The sequence below is a fragment of the Pseudomonas sp. HP_08 genome, from assembly GCF_055284095.1.
Genome location: NZ_JBTOQC010000045.1, coordinates 205,471 through 222,721 on the forward strand (window position 1 = coordinate 205,471; position 17,251 = coordinate 222,721).

General features: G+C 45.2%; 21 protein-coding genes. 11 read left to right on the forward strand and 10 right to left on the reverse strand.

The annotated features are described in order from the left end of the window. Positions 1-18 precede the first annotated feature (18 nt). On the forward strand, positions 19-408 hold the full coding sequence (locus ACYAS9_RS25265) for a hypothetical protein (protein WP_463571168.1): 390 nt from the start codon (positions 19-21) through the stop codon (positions 406-408). Between the two features lie 309 nt (positions 409-717). Next, on the forward strand, positions 718-993 hold the full coding sequence (locus ACYAS9_RS25270; protein ID WP_463571169.1) for a hypothetical protein: 276 nt from the start codon (positions 718-720) through the stop codon (positions 991-993). A gap of 758 nt (positions 994-1,751) precedes the next feature. Here the strand turns inward: ACYAS9_RS25270 and ACYAS9_RS25275 are convergent. From ACYAS9_RS25275 to ACYAS9_RS25290, 4 genes are all read right to left on the reverse strand, one after another. Beyond that, entirely contained in the window at positions 1,752-2,345 is a 594-nt protein-coding gene (locus ACYAS9_RS25275; RefSeq protein WP_463571170.1) for a hypothetical protein, read from the reverse strand. Between the two features lie 105 nt (positions 2,346-2,450). Next, positions 2,451-4,682, reverse strand: a complete 2,232-nt coding sequence (locus ACYAS9_RS25280; protein WP_463571171.1) for a hypothetical protein — start codon at positions 4,680-4,682, stop codon at positions 2,451-2,453. 212 nt (positions 4,683-4,894) lie between these two features. Next, positions 4,895-5,650, reverse strand: a complete 756-nt coding sequence (locus ACYAS9_RS25285) for a hypothetical protein (protein ID WP_463571172.1) — start codon at positions 5,648-5,650, stop codon at positions 4,895-4,897. Between the two features lie 2 nt (positions 5,651-5,652). Further along, positions 5,653-6,288: a DUF6988 family protein gene (locus ACYAS9_RS25290; RefSeq protein ID WP_463571173.1), complete on the reverse strand. Its 636-nt coding sequence runs from the start codon at positions 6,286-6,288 to the stop codon at positions 5,653-5,655. A 107-nt stretch (positions 6,289-6,395) separates the two neighbouring features. Here ACYAS9_RS25290 and ACYAS9_RS25295 point away from each other — a divergent pair, with 107 nt between their 5' ends. The 3 genes from ACYAS9_RS25295 to ACYAS9_RS25305 all read left to right on the forward strand — a co-directional run bounded on the left by ACYAS9_RS25295 (position 6,396) and on the right by ACYAS9_RS25305 (position 8,055). Then, the gene (locus ACYAS9_RS25295; protein WP_463571174.1) at positions 6,396-6,761 is read left to right on the forward strand and encodes a hypothetical protein; all 366 of its coding nucleotides are present in this window, start codon (positions 6,396-6,398) and stop codon (positions 6,759-6,761) included. Between the two features lie 46 nt (positions 6,762-6,807). Beyond that, positions 6,808-7,377, forward strand: a complete 570-nt coding sequence (locus ACYAS9_RS25300) for an SHOCT domain-containing protein (protein WP_463571175.1) — start codon at positions 6,808-6,810, stop codon at positions 7,375-7,377. A gap of 105 nt (positions 7,378-7,482) precedes the next feature. Next, a complete protein-coding gene (locus ACYAS9_RS25305; protein WP_463571176.1) occupies positions 7,483-8,055 on the forward strand; it encodes a hypothetical protein in 573 nt (190 codons plus the stop codon). 40 nt (positions 8,056-8,095) lie between these two features. Here ACYAS9_RS25305 and umuC read toward each other — a convergent pair whose 3' ends face one another. From umuC to ACYAS9_RS25325, 4 genes are read right to left on the reverse strand one after another with little or no spacing between them, the layout of a single operon-like run. After that, the gene (gene umuC / locus ACYAS9_RS25310) at positions 8,096-9,385 is read right to left on the reverse strand and encodes a translesion error-prone DNA polymerase V subunit UmuC (protein WP_463571177.1); all 1,290 of its coding nucleotides are present in this window, start codon (positions 9,383-9,385) and stop codon (positions 8,096-8,098) included. Continuing rightward, the gene (locus ACYAS9_RS25315) at positions 9,385-10,278 is read right to left on the reverse strand and encodes an abortive infection family protein (protein ID WP_463571178.1); all 894 of its coding nucleotides are present in this window, start codon (positions 10,276-10,278) and stop codon (positions 9,385-9,387) included. Before ACYAS9_RS25315 ends, umuC begins: the two co-directional genes overlap by 1 nt. Next, complete coding sequence (locus ACYAS9_RS25320) at positions 10,271-11,212, reverse strand: abortive infection family protein (RefSeq protein ID WP_463571179.1); 942 nt, start codon at positions 11,210-11,212, stop codon at positions 10,271-10,273. Before ACYAS9_RS25320 ends, ACYAS9_RS25315 begins: the two co-directional genes overlap by 8 nt. Before the next feature lie 14 nt (positions 11,213-11,226). After that, positions 11,227-11,658, reverse strand: a complete 432-nt coding sequence (locus ACYAS9_RS25325; RefSeq protein WP_463571180.1) for a LexA family protein — start codon at positions 11,656-11,658, stop codon at positions 11,227-11,229. A 220-nt stretch (positions 11,659-11,878) separates the two neighbouring features. Here ACYAS9_RS25325 and ACYAS9_RS25330 point away from each other — a divergent pair, with 220 nt between their 5' ends. After that, positions 11,879-12,166: a hypothetical protein gene (locus tag ACYAS9_RS25330; protein WP_463571181.1), complete on the forward strand. Its 288-nt coding sequence runs from the start codon at positions 11,879-11,881 to the stop codon at positions 12,164-12,166. A 3-nt stretch (positions 12,167-12,169) separates the two neighbouring features. Here the strand turns inward: ACYAS9_RS25330 and ACYAS9_RS25335 are convergent, their stop codons facing one another. Then, entirely contained in the window at positions 12,170-12,484 is a 315-nt protein-coding gene (locus ACYAS9_RS25335; RefSeq protein ID WP_463571182.1) for a helix-turn-helix domain-containing protein, read from the reverse strand. Between the two features lie 164 nt (positions 12,485-12,648). On the opposite strand from ACYAS9_RS25335, the gene ACYAS9_RS25340 reads away from it, so the two are divergent. The 3 genes from ACYAS9_RS25340 to ACYAS9_RS25350 all read left to right on the forward strand — a co-directional run bounded on the left by ACYAS9_RS25340 (position 12,649) and on the right by ACYAS9_RS25350 (position 14,023). Then, entirely contained in the window at positions 12,649-12,981 is a 333-nt protein-coding gene (locus tag ACYAS9_RS25340) for a hypothetical protein (protein ID WP_463571183.1), read from the forward strand. Between the two features lie 68 nt (positions 12,982-13,049). Continuing rightward, positions 13,050-13,598 (forward strand): hypothetical protein, encoded by a 549-nt coding sequence (locus tag ACYAS9_RS25345; RefSeq protein WP_463571184.1) that lies wholly within the window; start codon positions 13,050-13,052, stop codon positions 13,596-13,598. Then, on the forward strand, positions 13,595-14,023 hold the full coding sequence (locus ACYAS9_RS25350; protein ID WP_463571185.1) for a hypothetical protein: 429 nt from the start codon (positions 13,595-13,597) through the stop codon (positions 14,021-14,023). Before ACYAS9_RS25345 ends, ACYAS9_RS25350 begins: the two co-directional genes overlap by 4 nt. Before the next feature lie 37 nt (positions 14,024-14,060). Here the strand turns inward: ACYAS9_RS25350 and ACYAS9_RS25355 are convergent, their stop codons facing one another. Further along, a complete protein-coding gene (locus ACYAS9_RS25355; protein ID WP_463571186.1) occupies positions 14,061-15,554 on the reverse strand; it encodes a hypothetical protein in 1,494 nt (497 codons plus the stop codon). Positions 15,555-15,795: 241 nt separating this feature from the next. Between ACYAS9_RS25355 and ACYAS9_RS25360 the strand changes: the two genes are divergently transcribed. After that, positions 15,796-16,635, forward strand: a complete 840-nt coding sequence (locus ACYAS9_RS25360; RefSeq protein WP_463571187.1) for an N-6 DNA methylase — start codon at positions 15,796-15,798, stop codon at positions 16,633-16,635. After that, entirely contained in the window at positions 16,632-17,180 is a 549-nt protein-coding gene (locus tag ACYAS9_RS25365; protein ID WP_463571188.1) for a hypothetical protein, read from the forward strand. The genes ACYAS9_RS25360 and ACYAS9_RS25365 overlap by 4 nt, the downstream gene beginning before the upstream one ends. Positions 17,181-17,251 lie beyond the last annotated feature (71 nt).

The following is a 17,251-nucleotide window of genomic DNA, read 5'->3' on the forward strand; positions in this document are numbered from 1 at the left end:
TCACACGGAAAAAATAACATGTCAAAAGTAATAGATTTTAACGAACTCAACACCCGCATCCTCAACACCCAACCAGACACGCCAGCCAGTCAGCTTGGCGGGTTCGCATTGGCTCTAGAAGCTAAGACCCCGGCGCAGCTCGCAGAAGAAGCATTGATCAAGCTGAACGAGCTTGAACCGGGCAACAACAACCGTAGATCCACCTTTGCTATGACCAGCCACGCGAAGCGCTCTATAGAGCTTGTTGAAGCCGTCACTAACACCAAGCGCTACAAGAACTCAATCTTCGCAGCAGTAGGATTGGACGTTGAAATGATGAATCGTCTGCGCCTGAAGGCAGTCAGCAACCCAGCAATTGAAGCGATTTTGGACGACTTGAAGGCTGAAACTGACCGCAGAGACGATTGATCCTCACCGCATCAGAAAACCATTCAGCCCCTTAACCGGGGCTTTTTGTTGCCCGTCATATCTTAATCTTACCTACGTCTGACGTGCGTCAGATCGAAGTCTTACTCCACCCTTTTGAACCATCAACTACCCCAAACCCCTGAAAACGTTACGTCTGACGTTCGTCATACCTTCGTAGTACCTACATCAGAATAAAGTCAGAAAAAAGTCAGAAGTATTTGCGCTTAACGTAAATTGGAGATTTTAAAAATACTATAATTTAGGTATGAGAAGAAAACTTCTTAATAACCAAATAATAGAGAGAAAAACATGAACAATTCAAACATCAACTTAGCAGAAAAATACTTGAACGAATTAGGTAATTTCAAAGACAGTATTAAGCCGATAAAAGGAAAAACCATTCACTCAATAGATAACAAAGTGGTAAGAGTCAAAAACGAATATACAGGAGAAATCTCGAATTACAGTAAAACAGACCTCAACGAAAAATTAGCCTTTCAAATGTACATCGGTTTAACACCAGCCGAAATCACAGAAGAAAATGCACAGAGTCGTGCGGTGGAGGTATTCAGTCTTCTACCATAAGCCTTCACCAGATCGAGAACAGCCCATACAGGGCTTTTTTTGTGCCTGTCATACGCTGGACCCACTCACGTAGGATCAACGTCCTACCCATGTACTGCAAACGTCCTACGTCCATCTGACGCACATCATAACCAAGTCAGACGCCCAGCCAGCTTAGCCATTCCCGACATCTTACGTAGGTAGGACCATCGTCTGATCTACGTCCTACGCACTTCACACCCCCGCACCATCCACTTCCAACGAGCATCTGACAGAGGTATGACTCACGTCCTATGCATGGGAAAACAGAATCCGTAGACGCTCTGTGTTGAATCTCAGAAAATTGATCGAGGAATTATCCGCTGAAAATCAACACAGCGAAGCACTGGAAAGGTGATTTACGTCTGACGTGCGTCTGATTCAGGTCATACGAAGGTAAGAAATAGATATGATGTTCGTCTGACATTTGTCGTTTAAGGGGAAATTGAGCTATTTGCATTTGGTATAATTAGGACTATAACCAACTAATACTATAATGAATAAATCACAACCTGCTCAAAGCAAGACAGTTCCACCACAACCAATGACCAAGCAAATTAATCTTTTAGCCGATTTTTACTGCACCGGCATTTTACCAAAAACGCTCAAGAAGCTGACCAACCCGAAACCTCACTGAGTACCCTTCCCCGCCTAAAGCGGGATTGGTCTTTTTACCCTTCCCTTCCTACCACTATCACCAAATCACAGGAAAAAAAAAGCCACTCAATCGAGCGGCAATTTTAGTGTGCTGTGCGTGCAGCCTTTCTATACACAGCTACACGAGCGTCATCAGCAAGTGTTTTGAGGTAGTAGTACCCAATGCTGCCACCCACCACATACGTCACAAGGAACGAGTACAGCGCTATGTACATCGGCATTTGGTCTGACGTAAAGAAATCACGCTGGGCAACCCTCACAGTGCCAATGGTGTACTTGTTCTCGAACCAGCTACGCTCAGGCGTCAAGTCGAAGAAATTCACCCCGTAGAAGTGGACGATTGCAAAGCGGTACGTCACTGCCGTTGCCACAAAGCACATAGCGTATTTGTACAGACCCATCAGGCGGTACACGTCCAATTCCGCTGCACACCTTTCCCCGGCACGATTCACATGGCACTGCCTGTCGATCTTTAGGAATAATAAACCGGCGAAGCCTATGGCAAGCATCATCAGGTAAGGGAATGGGTAAGCCCAGTTCTGATACGTCAGCCAGAAATCACCGTGAGGCTTTGTACCCCAAAAGCTAAGCTGCGTGATGTTAATTAACGCATAGATAAAGATTGGGAAAGCAAAATGCATATATCTGTGCGTAGAATCTCTCAAAAAGTAGTTCATTAAATTCTCCGAAGGGCATTGCCCTTAATGCAATTATAGCATATATAATATCTTATAACTCCAGTTAAGATACAAAACAAGATCCACCTGTCGAAAAGCCAGTAATTATCTGGCTAATTTCGAAGTGACTTCTTTTACTTTGTTTTGGATTTCTTCATATTTTTCTTGTGCCTCACCTACCAAATCGCTCACGATTTCTGCTTTGAATATCCTTTGTATTGAATCCAGTATCCTCATCATCGACACACATAGCTTAAACCCTACATAAACGTTGAGCATTGCGAACACCAGAAGCATGAAAAGAGTCGCGATAGCGTTCTCGACCAACCCACCTGTTTGCACCAGAGGCATCACAATGAAATAAGTGCAATTACTTACGAAAACGACAAGTATTCCTTGCAACGCAATCGTGAAAGTAAAAAGCACAAGGATTATCAGCGGCTCTAACATTTTCCAAAGCAATGAAAGAATCAAATCAAGGAACACATGGAACGACTTTTCTTGGTCGTGATTTTTGCCGTGAGGGAAAATTAGGCTAGCTATTTTGATGTACATGACAATCAGACTGCTAGGTAAGCTAAATATTCCCTGAGCGAAACGTCCCAAGAAAAACAACGGGGCTAGTAAACCACTCAGCACCAAAGCCCCAGTCAGAAAGCTGATTGCGAAAGCGGTCATCGATACGAAAAATCCAAGAACGCAAGCCATTTTCTTCATCGAAGGGCTTTCAAACTCATCGAGCGTGAGCTGACCAGTCTTGAAGACGATGTACATCGTCCAGTAGTTCTTGAGCGCTGACATGCCATTCGAGAACAGCGCGGCAGACTGATTCAACGCTGGGGCTATGCACGTATTCACTTCCTTCGTACAGTCCTCGAAAGTGAACCCTGACGTGGTGTAGAGATTTCCGAACATCCCGTTTGCTGTGTACTCCATTGTGTTTTTCAACCCAGCTTTCCACGCCTCCGAGCTGGTAGGAAGCACAAGGATTGAGATTGTTTTGTCTATGTCAAAGACGCTCTCAGTTTGCAGCGACTCTGACACCTTGCGCCTGTTATCCAAGTCAGTGTTCTGAGTGAGAGCTGATTGGCTCTTGAAGCCCAAAATCACTGGGTCATACACCGCCTGAACGTTTTCTTTGTATTCCTTCTCGATCTGATATTCGAGATCCCCGGCTACACGGTTCACAGTCGATATGTCGAGCATGAAGCTCGCTATATCAGCTAGCGGACGTTGCACGGCGTCCTTTGCAACCTGTGCGTGTGTCTGCACGAATGCCCCTGCAGATGCAACGTAGACCTGCCTCATCTGCTCAATCTGCGCTTGGATTGAAGCTTTTGTGATTCCGTCGTTCTGAGGGAAGAACTGAATCTTCCCATCAGCACCATTCTCAACGCCACCAGACGTGATACGGTTCAGGCACTGGTCGTACACCATCCAGTGCGGTGCCCACTGCACACGACGATCCTCCACGTTAAGGGCATTACCACACATGAATTTGATTGAGTCCAAGGCAACCATTTGTGCAAGGTCGTTCATTTCTATCAAAGCAGATTTGGTCGATTCGTCCGCCCCGAAGTAGCTCAGATGCCCAAGGTTGAACGTGTCGAAGCCCACTTGCTTCAAGCACTTCTGAGTCTTTTGCGCTTCACCATCGACCAAGAGGTTTGCCAAGAAACGTGACGGCTCAGCCGATTCGTTCATGCACGTCGAATATGCCGTCTCTTCGTAGACCCTCTCCCCCTTCTCGTTCGTATCGTAATTGAATGTGTTGAACTGCTTGCTGTTGAAAAGGATGTTCGCCGCGTGCTGCTGAATCATCGCCATGATGATTTGCGTGGATTCGTTCCTAGCGAGGGCATTGGCTTGGGTTGTGTTGAACCCCACGTCGAGCTGCGTGTACGTCCAGAGCTTCAAGGACATGTTCACCACGAACGAGATCCCTACCACGACGCCGGTCAGTATCGACCCGGCGTACAGGTCGAATAGAACCCCAAAGCCAAGCAGAATCATGATGCCCGCCGAGATGATGGCGAAATACACAACGTCCTTTCTGTCCTTACCTATAAAGCTTGTGGCTTGCCCTCTGAAAATTAGGTAGCACGCGAACGCGGTGTAGAAGTACAGAAAGCCGACCCCGCCTGCCCATACCAGCTTATCCCTCGATTGAGAGAGGTAGTCAGACTCAGTGCTGTCGTGCGTCAAAGTGAATTTCGAATCACTGTTGAAATTTGTGAGCTTGTTGCCCGCGTAATTCACGACCAGCAGGGACCGATCCGTTTCGAGCGTGTTGAGCAAGGGACCGATGTAAGGCGCATTTGCTACCGCATGGTCCATGCACTCGTTCAATGTCTTATGTGAATCAGGGCGATAACAGTCTTTGAAATCGTCAGCGAATGAAAAATTCGAGGTTAACAAAAGGGCTATGAATAGGAAGAAAGGCTTTATGTAATTCATTTTTGGCTAAATAGTATTGTTCATATTATACCATTTATACTGCCTATTTACTGCCCCCCCCTAAATTTTAAATCAAGAACTTCTACCGCCGCTCAAAATTTAGCATCATTTCTTTTTTCAGCCGCATCGCTAATAGCTTTATACACATCTACAGAATAACGAAGTATTTTCTCGATTGTGGAGTCCACAGCCTTTCCGTTTATCTTGTGATAATCACCGTCCTTGGTTGCACCATTTCTATGAACGAAATCATGTCGCATTGAAGTGATTTTGAACATGTCAGATTTATGCGAACTATTTAGCTTTCCTTCACTAAGGATATTTACGTATTGCTCAAAAATTCTAACATTATGAAAAGTCAAATCATTGAGCTTTAGCATGGCGATACCCTCTACACCATTATGCTTGATTATATCTTTTAGAGTGTATTTCTCTGTTTCAATGCTTGCACACCCTTGGGTAAGTCGTTCCATCATGTGAGGAAAGGTTTTGACAGATGCCTTGATAATATCGCCCACCATAGCTTCAAATAGCGTTACCGCATGGGAGTACATCATTTGATGTTTCATCTGATCCAAGTATGAGTCTGAGTCGCTAGATAGCATATTCTGCAATTGGTGCATTTTGATGGTGTACGAATCATAAATCTCGTGGTATGGATGTTCTGCAAACCACTGCATTTCAGCTTCGTAATCTTCACCGTCTATCATATTCTGATAAGCCTCAGCCATTTCTTCCCACTCAGGCGTGTCCTCTTCAATATCCTCGGAGACGCCATAGGTTTCACTCATCCACTTGCGCATATTTTGATTTTCTACCGCGAAGTACCATTCTTTTGAACTGCTCATTTTTATGCTCGGTAAATTTGTGGAACCAGACCCGGCAAGATCTGGTGAAATTCTTCCTGCACAGCTCTTACAGTGCCTGCAAACCGTGGATCGCCTGTTAGGACGATACCCAGCTGGAGGGCCATCACGTTTAGCCCGTTGCTGTTCCTCAGCACGTCCTGAACAAGCTTTACAGGGTAGCCTTCGGCGTGACGGCGCAGAGGATGAATCCCGCTGTGAACGAATGAGTTCATGGCGTGGTAGTTCGTCTCCTTGAAATTTAGCAGCATGCGCGAGGCAGGCTCAGGAGCAGTCTTCACGATCTGATCGAGCATAGCGGCGAACATGGGCATTTTCTTTGCGGCGTGCTCTTCATCCAGTGTCAGCGGAGACGCCAGTGTCTCAACCTGCAGATCGGTAGCGGCGTACAGCAGCCAGACGGTTCGTGTGAGAGCTTCATACTGTAACCGCATCATGGATAACGCCGATGTGTAGCACTCAGCTCTCACCAGCAAGTGAAGGCTCAGAGCGTGTTCCAGAGCCATGCCACAAGCGACCAACGCTACCTCATGACGTATGCCGGGGTAAGCTGGCACTCCGTCCAAAAACCCCATGATTTCAACGTGCAGCTCATCTGACCTGTTCAGAAATTCGTCCATCGGCTATCCCCCACTCCTTACGGTCCATTCTGCCTGATGCTACTATGCGTCCCACATAATGTTCGCCATCGAAGCGACATTTTTTCGGCATTCTTTAAGGAAGCAACATGGAAGTATCAGCGCCAGAGGAAAACGCGAAAGGTCAGCAAGACCTTTCAATGCCAGCAAAAAAAGTGACCTCTCTGCCACTAGCGATTTTTCTTACGCTTGTCAGTTTCGTTGTCGTATTCATCACTAATATTAAAAGGGATTTCAGCGCTTCGCCTATCATGGATATTTTGCGAGAACCCGTTTTGTTTCAAGATTATATTTCGAAAGCAATTGGTGGGAGCATCCTGATACCTGCAATCCACGTTGGTCTTGCTTCGTTTTTCAAATCAAAACGTAATAGCTCAACTCGGCGCCGAATATTTATAGGATGGGCTTTTGTGTTAGTCACAGCTGAAATTCTTAAGCACTTCACAAAGCACTGAGAATTATTAAAAATCCTCACCAGCAAAAAATCATGGATCAAATGCAATGACTAATAACCCAATGACTAGTAACCAGCAGATCAAGCTTATAATTTTCGGCTTTATCCTATTACCTTCTTTGTTCTTTCTGGTAGGCATCATCCCTGTTCTTCTTCTGATTTTCGGGATTGTCATGATGAAGAAAAATCATGATTTTTCTCACATCGAAACCTCAGCTAAAATTTACAAGTATTACGTATCTCTATTCTTTATTGGATTCTTAATTTTTGGTCTGTACTGCGGAGAGGCTATTAAAACGTCGCATGAATGGGACCACATGAGAGAGAAAATGTATGCCTCATTTATTATGTGTGTCATTGCTATATTCTACATCGTGATTCTGAATTTTCTTTTCTTGAATCCGCTTCGTAGCCACTCCGCGTGGGTAGAGAAGAATGGTATTTTCAGCAGTAAAGCAAAAATTTTTGCGGACTCTAATGAGGTTGACATTATCAAAGGTGATAAGCTTCGGACATTCTCTGTAGCCGATGAGCTGATTAAATGGGCTAAACTAAAAGATGATGGTCATATCACTGAACAAGAATTCAATGACGCAAGGAAGAAGCTTCTCCAGTGATGAAGCTGACTGCATTGCAGAAAAAGCCTTTCGGGGCTTTTTTGTTGCCTGCGATCTGGGTTTTGAGAAATGCTATTATTATAGTAATCAACAAACAGAACCATAATGTCAGTAAAAGAAGAATTCAAAATCTTGCGTAGCGAATTTAGCAAGAAGCCTGAAATCAAAACCGTCCCTGAATTCATAATCGAGGGACTTACTAAGCTTGGATATAGAAATGATGATTTACAGATGCCGAAACCGGACGGCACAGCCACGATTCGGGGAAATGAGTATTTAGTTTTCGGCGCAGGAGAAAGCTATAACAAGCTAGTGGAATCCTACCTTCAGGTTTCAACCATTCTAAAACACGAAGCTAAACTTTCGAAACTCGCTTCGGAATGGGTGTACGGACTTGACCATATTTCAGATCATGAGATTGTTGCGAAGCGAATTTTCCAAGAAGCTGGTCTGCACATGGATTTCAGCGATTTCAAGAAAGACTATGCCAATGATAAATTTCTGTTCAATCACCTCAAAGGCGAAAATAAGAAAGCGGCACAGCACCTTTTAGAAAACGCCAATGATTCCTATATCGTTTCGGAAAAAATGACGTTTGATATGAACAACTCAATTTTCGTAGCAAACACGCTCAGTGCTATCGACAAGGACAAACCCAAGAGAAAGATAAAACCATAAATCTGTAAAACTGAAAGAGCCTTAATCGGCTTTTCTCTTTTCATGTCATTTTCACCCTCTTGAGCTGCGCCCAGTCAGTGCAAAAACTATCTGACAGATAATCCCTTTTCATAGCCCAATGGGCTATGGGTGGCTCTGTAGCAATCCTGATGCTTCCCCTTCCATACCGTGCATTGATTCCATCCATGACCTTCATCAGCCTCTCAGAATTTCGTCGTGGCTCTGGTGCGAACATGTCAGGCTGATAACCTTCACCACTCACGAACTGGCTCAACACGATCCCCGCTTTTGCATAGCGGTATCCCGGCACGTAGATCTTGCTCAGCCCTTCGAGCGCAGCCGCAACGAATAATCTTGTGTCGTTACTCGGTGCTACCAGACCGCAGATCACAGCACGACTGTAAGGCTTTTCATCGAACCTGCTGGTTTGAATAAACACTTGCAGACACGATGACAATTGCCCCTCAGAACGAAGCTTCGCGCAGGCTCTGGACGCATAGGTTGTGACGGCTTCACGCAACCCTTGCAGCTCAGTAATCCGCTCGCCAAAGCTTCGTGTACTGGCGATGGTTTGCTTCGGCTCAGCACCTTCTGAAAGCGCGTAGCACGACACACCCTCAAGCTCCATCGAGGTCTTTTCAACGTTGACGTTGAAGAGCTTCCTCAACGATTTTCGGTCGTACCGCTGGAGGTCGATTGCCTTCTTCACGCCCATCAATTCCAGACGTTTTGAGAGCTTCCTGCCTATGCCCCAAATCTCATCGACCGGCATCCAGTTGAGCAGCTTATCCCGACGAATTTCGTCCATGAGAACCACTACACCACCAGTCTCCTTTCTCCATTTTTTCGCGCTGAAATTCGCAGCTTTCGCGAGCGTTTTCGTAGGACCAAAACCTACCCCAACCCCGATACCGACCTGCTTTTTCACAGCAGCTTGGATCTCACGCCCAAGCTTCTCCAGGTCGCCTTGGACACCAGAGAAATCCAACCAACTTTCGTCGATGCTGTAGACCTCAATTCGAGGCGAGAACGTCTCTAGGACGCGCATTACGCGGTTACTGACCTCTTGATACAAAGCATAATTTGAGGACACCACACGAAGCCCATGGCTCTTCATAAGGTGCTTAATTTCGAAGAAGGGAGCGCCCATTTTTATGCCCAGCCCGCCAGTAGCTGGGTCTTTGCCTTTTGCGATGGGGCAACGCGAAACGACACAGCCATCCGAGTTAGAAAGTGCGACCACTGGAACACCAATCAAGGTCGGATCAAACAACCTCTCAGCGCTCACATAGAAGCAGTCACAATCAACCAGACAGAAGATGGTTTTCATCACCTAGCCTTTATCACACGGTCAGTCTGTTTCATGACGAAAACTGACACGACGCCTGCAAGGTGATTCGCGAGTTGTGCAAGGTCCGAGGATGGCGGCACGTACCCTTCGTTTTTGCCATGCGAAGAACTTTTGAAATTACGAGTCTCGCCAATCGATTTGCTCACGGTAATCGCGCCTTGGACCATTTCAGCGGTCACTGTGTCGATAGCGTTATCAGCCTTGAGCAGACCAAGTGTCTTTCTTGCGAGTTTTTCAATTGCTAGGGTTTCGTACTCAGTGGCATTGAGCGATTTGAGGCAACCTTTCAGAACCGTCTCTATGTGCGAACAGCTCAACGTAATCGACTGCTCCGGGTCAGTCTGGACGGCTTTACGTGCCTTCATCCAAGATTCGAGAATCGTCCCGTTTCCGCTGAAAAGCTCATCAAGATCAGAGTCGATTTCAGCCTTCTCGATGGTCACGAACTGGGCGAGGGATCTGACGACCGGGACAGTCTTCTTGAACTCAGTTTCAAGATTATTCGCAATATCACTGATGAGCGAGTCCAGCACATTTGGATCACTCAAACGCCGCCGCCTCTCTGCTCCAGCGCTTTCCAACGAGCAGAGCGACCAGTAGTCCTCTTCGCTGGGTCGAGGCACTTGCTTCCAGCCAACCATAAGCTCTTTGCCTGTGAACGCGAGATAGCAAGCTGTATGCCCAATTGGGTCGCCTTCGAGATCAACGATTTCGTCAAAGGTTACCGTGTGACTATTCCCACCAACGTCCAGCCCATCGACCAATTCCGAAAGCTTTTGCTCGAAAGCATATAGCCCTAGGAGTAGCTGCAGGTTCTCATTCTTAACCTTGGCTGATTGTGCAGCAAGCGCTGTAAACCCTTCGTCACTCATGACTGTCCGCAACCATATGTGATTTGAGCTTTTCGAGTATGTAGATCGAAACCGCGCCTGCAAGGTTGTTCACTAGGCGTGCTTCATCCGCGTTTGCCACTTTGTTTCCGCCATGTGCAGTTCCATAATGGGTTCTGAACACTCCACAACCCTGTGAGACGGACTTGACGCCACCAAGGAGGGCTTTTACATCCTTAACAAATTGAGCTTTTATCTCTTCGCTTTTGTCGCCTTTTTCGATGATTTCTGGCAAAACTAGCGGCGGAAAATCGTCAGCGACAGCATTGATATATTCATTTATCGCTTTTATTTTCCCAAGGGGAATATTTCGTTTCTCTAGGTAATGACGGCATACTGACTCTAAAAACTGAGTTGTCCTAGTCAGCGAATCGCTAGCATCAGTCTCAATCGCTAATCTAGCGTTAGCCCAATGCTGCTCAAAGTAATCCCCCTTCATCAGATCAGCTAGATCTTTATGAATACTCTCGCTTTGCACATCAGAAAATTCTGATAGCAATCGAACGGAGCTTTTCGCTTCGCCAAGCATGTCAGAAATGGAATCCTCGACCGCAGTCCAAAGCGAATTGATAGAATCCTTTGAGGCTATTTTTGTTAATTTTTCGTCATCTTTGAAATCACGAATATACCGTACAGTCATTTCCCCTTCGCGGTACGTCCCATAATTTTGTCCATCTTCATGGGTGGTAGAGGTAAAAATTCGAAGGTCTTCTCCATCGAAATTCAATTTCGCGTATTCCCAATCGTCCTCATCCACCATCCCCAGCATTACCTTCATGCCAGTTACGTAAATTCTCAACCCGCTCACAGCTTCGCGCAGTTCTTTCTCAACATTTTCCAACCCAGCACGCACCTCACTTCGGGTTTCAAGAACCTGCTGGGACATCCGCTGGAGAGCTTCCTTTCTAGTAGTCATGACAGTTCCAAGAGTTATCGAGAGACACGATGCAAGTTGTACAGGACGACACCCCAAAGGTCGATTTCTTCCCAGTCACCCACCTCAACGTCAGCGTTTTCAGGGTTGTGAGCGATCAGAAGTGGTGATTTACCGAGCCTTTCACGAAACTCCTTGCAGCAGAAATCAGCACCAATGACGACCACCACAATGTCACCACAGACTGGCTCCAAAGCCTTGTCCACGACCAGCACGTCACCATCGTAGATCCCGATTCCTTGGAGCGAATTTCCATCCGCCCTAAGCAACCAACGGCTTGGTTCACGGAGCGCAACCAGCTCATCAATCGACAGAGGCGGCTCTGAGTACTCAAGTGCAGGGCTTGGAAACCCACAGCTCACACGCCCTGAAATGGGCTTCCTGACTGGGGTTTCACTGCTTGTGATAGGTCCGAGAACGTGGAACATGACTGCCACTCAACTACTGTACATTTGAACAGTATCGAGTAGAGATGAGGAGCGGGCAAGAGGACGCCGACCGAGGGAACGTCCTACGCACGTCTGACGTAGATAGGACACGCTTCTGACATTCGTCAGAAAATGGAAATACTTTACTAATATTGGCTTTTTCGATTTGACTTAAGAAAAGCAAATTGTACGATATTTATATAACCAAATAATAAATATCATGAACAGTAACAAAACATCATTAATTTCCGCTTTGGCAATCTGCGTAATAGGTTCATTAACTCAATTTGCACACTCAGATTCATTAATATACGAAGCGCCGAATGCGTATACAAAGCAGCAGCAAAACGAAGCAATGCGCAAAGCTATAGACAACGTAGGGTTCGTAGATATGAATTCAGATTCCCATGCCTATATCTCTGAAACGAATTCAACCGCCGCATCTGAACCAGCAATCGAAACCCATTCCGAAAAAAAGACCGAAAGCCCTTTGACGATAAAATTCTGATCGTTACGGCTTCTTGACTGGCTGACTCACCAGCTCAACAAGGCGATTCAGCTCGCTCGAATTAGCCCCACAAATCACGTTGAACAGATACGCACGCTTCTGCTCATCGTCATCGAATTCGAGAAAGAAATCCCGTACAGAACACTCCAGCTCGACAGCCAGTTTGTACAACGCATCGACGCTAGGCGTGACCGTTCCCAACTCGAAGCGAGAGATCGTGTTTGAGTCAAATCCAGCTCGTAGACCCAACTCAGCTTGGCTCAAGCCAGAAGCCGACCGTAGGCGCTTCAAGGTCTGCCCAAGTTGTAAATTTTTCATCTGCAAATTTCAGTATAAGAAACAAGCAGTTAACTCCATTTTTCGTTCGCTCGTAACAACGCTTAACGTAGACTCAGCTTGAGTAATTCTACGCTATACGTAGAATTGCACGCACAGCCGCCCGTCCGGCTCCCATCTGATGCTTTTCACGCGAGAAAATGGACATGAAACGTGCAATCAGCTTTGCCGCAATCGTCGCCACCCTGAGCCTGACAGGCTGTGCAGATCTCCAACAGCAAGCCAGCAGCTACATGCCCGGTTCGCAGCCAGCCCAACCCGCCGTGGCGAGCTACGAAGGTGGTCAGCAGGTTCAATTTATCCCCGGCAATGCGAAAGCCACGAACACCAGCTACCAAGCCACTACCAACAATGGCACCGGCAATGGTCAGCAAGAATCAAGCTTTATGGGTGACATGATGAAGAGCGCAACGGACACAGTGAAATCAGAAGCCTCTTCAACTGTTCGTTCCACAGTTCGCGGTCTGTTCAGTCGTTAAGACCGGCAACCACCAAGACGCCTTCAAGCCCCATACCGGGGCTTTTTCATGTCTGCAAGGATTTAAGCATGAGAACACTCACCGCCCTCGCCTTCATTCTGGTAGCCACCCAAGCGCACGCCAAATGCCAAGATCGGTATTACTACTACGAAGCCAAACCGTTGCCGGTCAAGGTTAAGAACTGGCAGATGCTTGAAGACAACAGCATTCAGTTCAGCCGGGAGATCAAAGATTTCCTGAACATGACTGCCCAATGCACGCCAGCCGAGGGTAAGGACACCTACCACTTCACCGGGTACTTCAACTACATCGTTGAGCCGAATTTTTGGAAGAAGGTCGCGAACCCTTTGTACAAGCAGCCCGCCATCAGGTTGCCCAACGGCGTGTACGCTCAGGGTGCGAATGCAAGCACAATGGACGTGTTCGAGCAGAATCAAAAAGACCGGCAGCATTTCACTCAGTACCGCGCAGAGCTTTCCTACGCCGGAAAAACCTCTGTGATCTACGTGTACGTGGTGCGCAAGGGCATTGACCAAATGTACACTCCAGCGCTGAATGTCAGCTTCTCTAAAGCCTACCAACGGGACGGCTACTACTACACGGAGTACAAGCCTTGAAGAAAGTCATCGGTACAGAGTCTGGCGGAAAATCAGCGTATCAAGGTGATGATGGAAAGTATTACGATGCGATTCATCAAGGTCACGAAAGTGAACGCCTAGCAAATGCTCATATCGATTTTGAAATTAAGCGGAAAGAAAAGCTTGGCATCAACACAATTACAGGAATAGACGCAATAATAATCCTGATTGTCACCCTTATCATTTGCGCCACATGCATATGGGGCTTAAAGATATTGGGCGAAGGTAGGTATTTAGGGATTCTTTTAGTGATCGGCTCAATCTTACCAGTTTACCATTTATACAAGTTCTTTTTTTACACCTTTGCAAGCACACGACAAATGGTTTACCTTTTTACCGTCTGCATGGGATTTCTAATTAACTGGATTCTCACAGATGTTTTCAATATTCACCTATTAAAATGAACCAGACAGAAAAAAGCCCCTTCATTGGGGCTTTTTATTACATATCGAAAAGCTTCACAGTGAACTTTTGCTTATCGCCGGGCTTCATCTGATTAAGATAAGACGCATACTCGACAGTCACAACCCCATCTGACTCCAAAGCATTCATTAAGGTTAGTTTTTCTTTGCTGATTCTATCGACAGTTAAACCGTTCTGACCTACGTAATCAACAAGATTGCGACTTATAGCTCCAACCTTAATGTATACTGCATTATTACCAGATGCCTTTTTGAAAGCTCTAACCACTTTTGTCACGTTTACGGCGTTCAATGTATTTGCGTTCATTGTGTCAGCGACAATATTCAACGTATGAGCATCTGTTGCAAGACTTGAATCAAATTCAGAAATCGACTTTGATAACTCAATGCCATTCGAACTTAACTGACTTAATCGAAATGACATATTGCTTAGCACAGCAGATTTAGACGCAACAATATTCACTGCTTCTGACTTATCAATATCTGCAACTGTGGAACAATTACTCACCAAAATTATTGCTGACTGCCCCAAGGGATATGTAGTATATCCAAGCGAATCTTTTGCAGTGTAAACAGCCTTGGTGATTGTTCCCGATTGACCATCAGGACAATTTTCAACCGTTTTACTCTCAATAACATCTGAGAACATTTGAGCACAGCTAGAAATATCTTGCGATTCAACAGTGAAAACGCTGGAAGTGATTCCTAAAAAATTCTTTGATGTTGTGAGTGTGCCGCTTTGATAAACCTTTCCAGAATATGTTCCAGCAGGAGCCTTATAAAAGCTATCACAGGAAACCTCTACAACCTTTTGTATAGTAGTGACAACCGGTACGGGCGGCGGAGGTGTCACGCATGAATTACTTGTTACTATCCAGCCTGTAAGCGCGTATGAGTATCCGTCTGTATACGTTTTTATTTGTCTAGATTTAGAAATCATACCAGTTTGGGGATAAGGACAGAAATCAGTACCAGTTTGTATACCAGTAAAACTTGCTAATTCAGTGCATTGCCAATTGATTTTGAAATTCACTTTCTTGTACGCAGGCATATTCGGGAAATACAAATATGTTCTTATTCTATCAAAACCTCCAGTCGTATAACCAGCAGGACACCAATCACCCACTACCTTATCTGTTCCTGATGAATAACCATCAAACTGACTACCACCACATGCAACCACTACTTCCCATCCATCATTTGTATACTCAGATGAAGTCGTAGCTAATATTTCTTCCTTCGAGTGATAAACACCTTTGGCATCAATGTAGGCGAGAGCAGCATAAACACCATTGCCCTTATAAACCGGTACACCTGTATCTTTATTATAGACCTGCCTAAGCATCATCAAGTCACGAGATCCATTCGGCATATTGCAGTTTATTTGTTTATTGTGTACATCAAACTTTTCTTCTTGAAGCAAAGGAGAAATATCAATTTTGTTTGCCGCATAAGTATTTGTGCAAGCACATAAAGCGAAAGCAATGGTTGAAAACGTGATCTTGGTAGCCATGGGATTATAATTTGTTATGAGCAAATTATACCATTTCCCTAATTCAGATTTTAGGAAAAGAAGTATTGATTTTCGAGAATCCGAAACCAGACCAAAAATCAAAAAACGAATTTGAGATTTTTATCCAAAATAAAATTCTATTTTCGAAGCTTCCTTAGTTGCCGTGACATTATAATAATATCCTTGACATTTAAATTCATTTCGATCTATCTTTTGCACCTCATTACTGAATAGGTGAAAAATGAATGATCTAAAAATCCAAATCGAAATCCTGAAAAAAACCATATTTAAGATTTCTAAAAATCCGAAAATCTCAGACTCCAAAAATCAAGACCTTTCTTTTAGGACGTTTGTGCAGATAGCACTTGATTCAAGTGTTGAATCCATTGCTCAACGCTATGCCCATTACGGCGTTTCGAAACCAGATCTAAAAAATCACATTGCGATTGGCGAAGCATTTGAGCCTTTTAAATGCCCACCAGATGATCTGCAATATTTTGATCAAGTGTCTTTAGCAATAGCTATCAATCAATACAACGCGATTGTCAGAGAAAGCGAGCCTTTCGAGGATATTTTATCCCTTTTAGCAGAAGACATTTTGCTAACCAAAGGTCGCGGAAAATCGAAAGGTCAGTTCATGACACCGCCAGACCTTGCAAAATTTATGGCAAAGTTGATTTACACGCCAATAGAAGAAAACAAGCCTCATAAATTCGCTGATCCATGTGTAGGATACGGCGCTCTAATGCTTGCCTATTTGTGGAATCAATACAGAGCAAACCCTGATGAGATAAAAAATATCGAAGTCGTGGTTAACGATATTGATCCGATGATGTGTCACGTTGCTTCGTTACAGATTCTTGCAAATACGACACAACACAACATAGATCTGAAAAGTTATTTGATGATTTGCTCAAATGTAATCACTCAATACGTTAAAGGCGACGCGCAATTTTTAATAAATTTCCTAACACCAGAAATCGTTAAGAAAAAGCAATCTGAAATTAACCACTTCAAGTTATTCAGCGAATTGATGAATGAAGTGATTTCGAATCCAAGTGAAACGGTAGGTGCAGTATGAGCCAGTCTACCGATCTCAAAATCAAAGCCCTGAAATCCGCAATCTTCGCCATCACCAGCCACCACACAGGAGGCGAGAGAGCGAAGCAGGATCTAGCCCTTTCAGTCTTTGTGAAATTCAGCCTTGGCGTGATGCTGAACCAGCTCATTTCGAGATACCGCCACTATGGAATCACGGACCAAGAGCTTGTCGAGCACGTCTACATCGACGACACCCATTTTGCGCTTGATGAGAAGCTATTTGACACGCTCAATCCCGAAGCCTTGGCAACGTCAGTGATGCTATACAAAGAAGTTGTAAAAGCCCTACCGGCGTTCACGGACGTACTGACCTTGCTCATCGAGGAAGTCGCGCTATTCCGCAGATCTGGTGAAGGCTTGGGTCAGTTCCTCACACCAACTGACCTTTCAAGCCTTTATGGGTTCTTTGCTTCACACACTGGAAAGTCAGAACAGAACCACAGGAACCGATTCATGGACGTTCTACGATTCTACGTGTGGAGCAGGAAGCCTCCAGCTACCAAGAGTCGCTATCGAAGCGGGTAAAGGTCGAGAGAAAACCAGACTCATCGACCTTGAGTTGAACGACATAGATCCATCCATGTGTTGTGCAGCAG

Excerpts from the sequence above, each read along its gene's own strand:
- ACYAS9_RS25265 (WP_463571168.1), top strand. The coding sequence starts at position 19 with ATGTCAAAAGTAATAGATTTTAACGAACTCAACACCCGCATCCTCAAC.
- ACYAS9_RS25270 (WP_463571169.1), top strand. The coding sequence starts at position 718 with ATGAACAATTCAAACATCAACTTAGCAGAAAAATACTTGAACGAATTA.
- ACYAS9_RS25275 (WP_463571170.1), bottom strand. The coding sequence starts at position 2,345 with ATGAACTACTTTTTGAGAGATTCTACGCACAGATATATGCATTTTGCT.
- ACYAS9_RS25280 (WP_463571171.1), bottom strand. The coding sequence starts at position 4,682 with ATGGACCATGCGGTAGCAAATGCGCCTTACATCGGTCCCTTGCTCAAC.
- ACYAS9_RS25285 (WP_463571172.1), bottom strand. The coding sequence starts at position 5,650 with ATGAGCAGTTCAAAAGAATGGTACTTCGCGGTAGAAAATCAAAATATG.
- ACYAS9_RS25290 (WP_463571173.1), bottom strand. The coding sequence starts at position 6,288 with ATGGACGAATTTCTGAACAGGTCAGATGAGCTGCACGTTGAAATCATG.
- ACYAS9_RS25295 (WP_463571174.1), top strand. The coding sequence starts at position 6,396 with ATGGAAGTATCAGCGCCAGAGGAAAACGCGAAAGGTCAGCAAGACCTT.
- ACYAS9_RS25300 (WP_463571175.1), top strand. The coding sequence starts at position 6,808 with ATGACTAATAACCCAATGACTAGTAACCAGCAGATCAAGCTTATAATT.
- ACYAS9_RS25305 (WP_463571176.1), top strand. The coding sequence starts at position 7,483 with ATGTCAGTAAAAGAAGAATTCAAAATCTTGCGTAGCGAATTTAGCAAG.
- umuC (WP_463571177.1), bottom strand. The coding sequence starts at position 9,385 with ATGAAAACCATCTTCTGTCTGGTTGATTGTGACTGCTTCTATGTGAGC.
- ACYAS9_RS25315 (WP_463571178.1), bottom strand. The coding sequence starts at position 10,278 with ATGAGTGACGAAGGGTTTACAGCGCTTGCTGCACAATCAGCCAAGGTT.
- ACYAS9_RS25320 (WP_463571179.1), bottom strand. The coding sequence starts at position 11,212 with ATGACTACTAGAAAGGAAGCTCTCCAGCGGATGTCCCAGCAGGTTCTT.
- ACYAS9_RS25325 (WP_463571180.1), bottom strand. The coding sequence starts at position 11,658 with ATGTTCCACGTTCTCGGACCTATCACAAGCAGTGAAACCCCAGTCAGG.
- ACYAS9_RS25330 (WP_463571181.1), top strand. The coding sequence starts at position 11,879 with ATGAACAGTAACAAAACATCATTAATTTCCGCTTTGGCAATCTGCGTA.
- ACYAS9_RS25335 (WP_463571182.1), bottom strand. The coding sequence starts at position 12,484 with ATGAAAAATTTACAACTTGGGCAGACCTTGAAGCGCCTACGGTCGGCT.
- ACYAS9_RS25340 (WP_463571183.1), top strand. The coding sequence starts at position 12,649 with ATGAAACGTGCAATCAGCTTTGCCGCAATCGTCGCCACCCTGAGCCTG.
- ACYAS9_RS25345 (WP_463571184.1), top strand. The coding sequence starts at position 13,050 with ATGAGAACACTCACCGCCCTCGCCTTCATTCTGGTAGCCACCCAAGCG.
- ACYAS9_RS25355 (WP_463571186.1), bottom strand. The coding sequence starts at position 15,554 with ATGGCTACCAAGATCACGTTTTCAACCATTGCTTTCGCTTTATGTGCT.
- ACYAS9_RS25360 (WP_463571187.1), top strand. The coding sequence starts at position 15,796 with ATGAATGATCTAAAAATCCAAATCGAAATCCTGAAAAAAACCATATTT.
- ACYAS9_RS25365 (WP_463571188.1), top strand. The coding sequence starts at position 16,632 with ATGAGCCAGTCTACCGATCTCAAAATCAAAGCCCTGAAATCCGCAATC.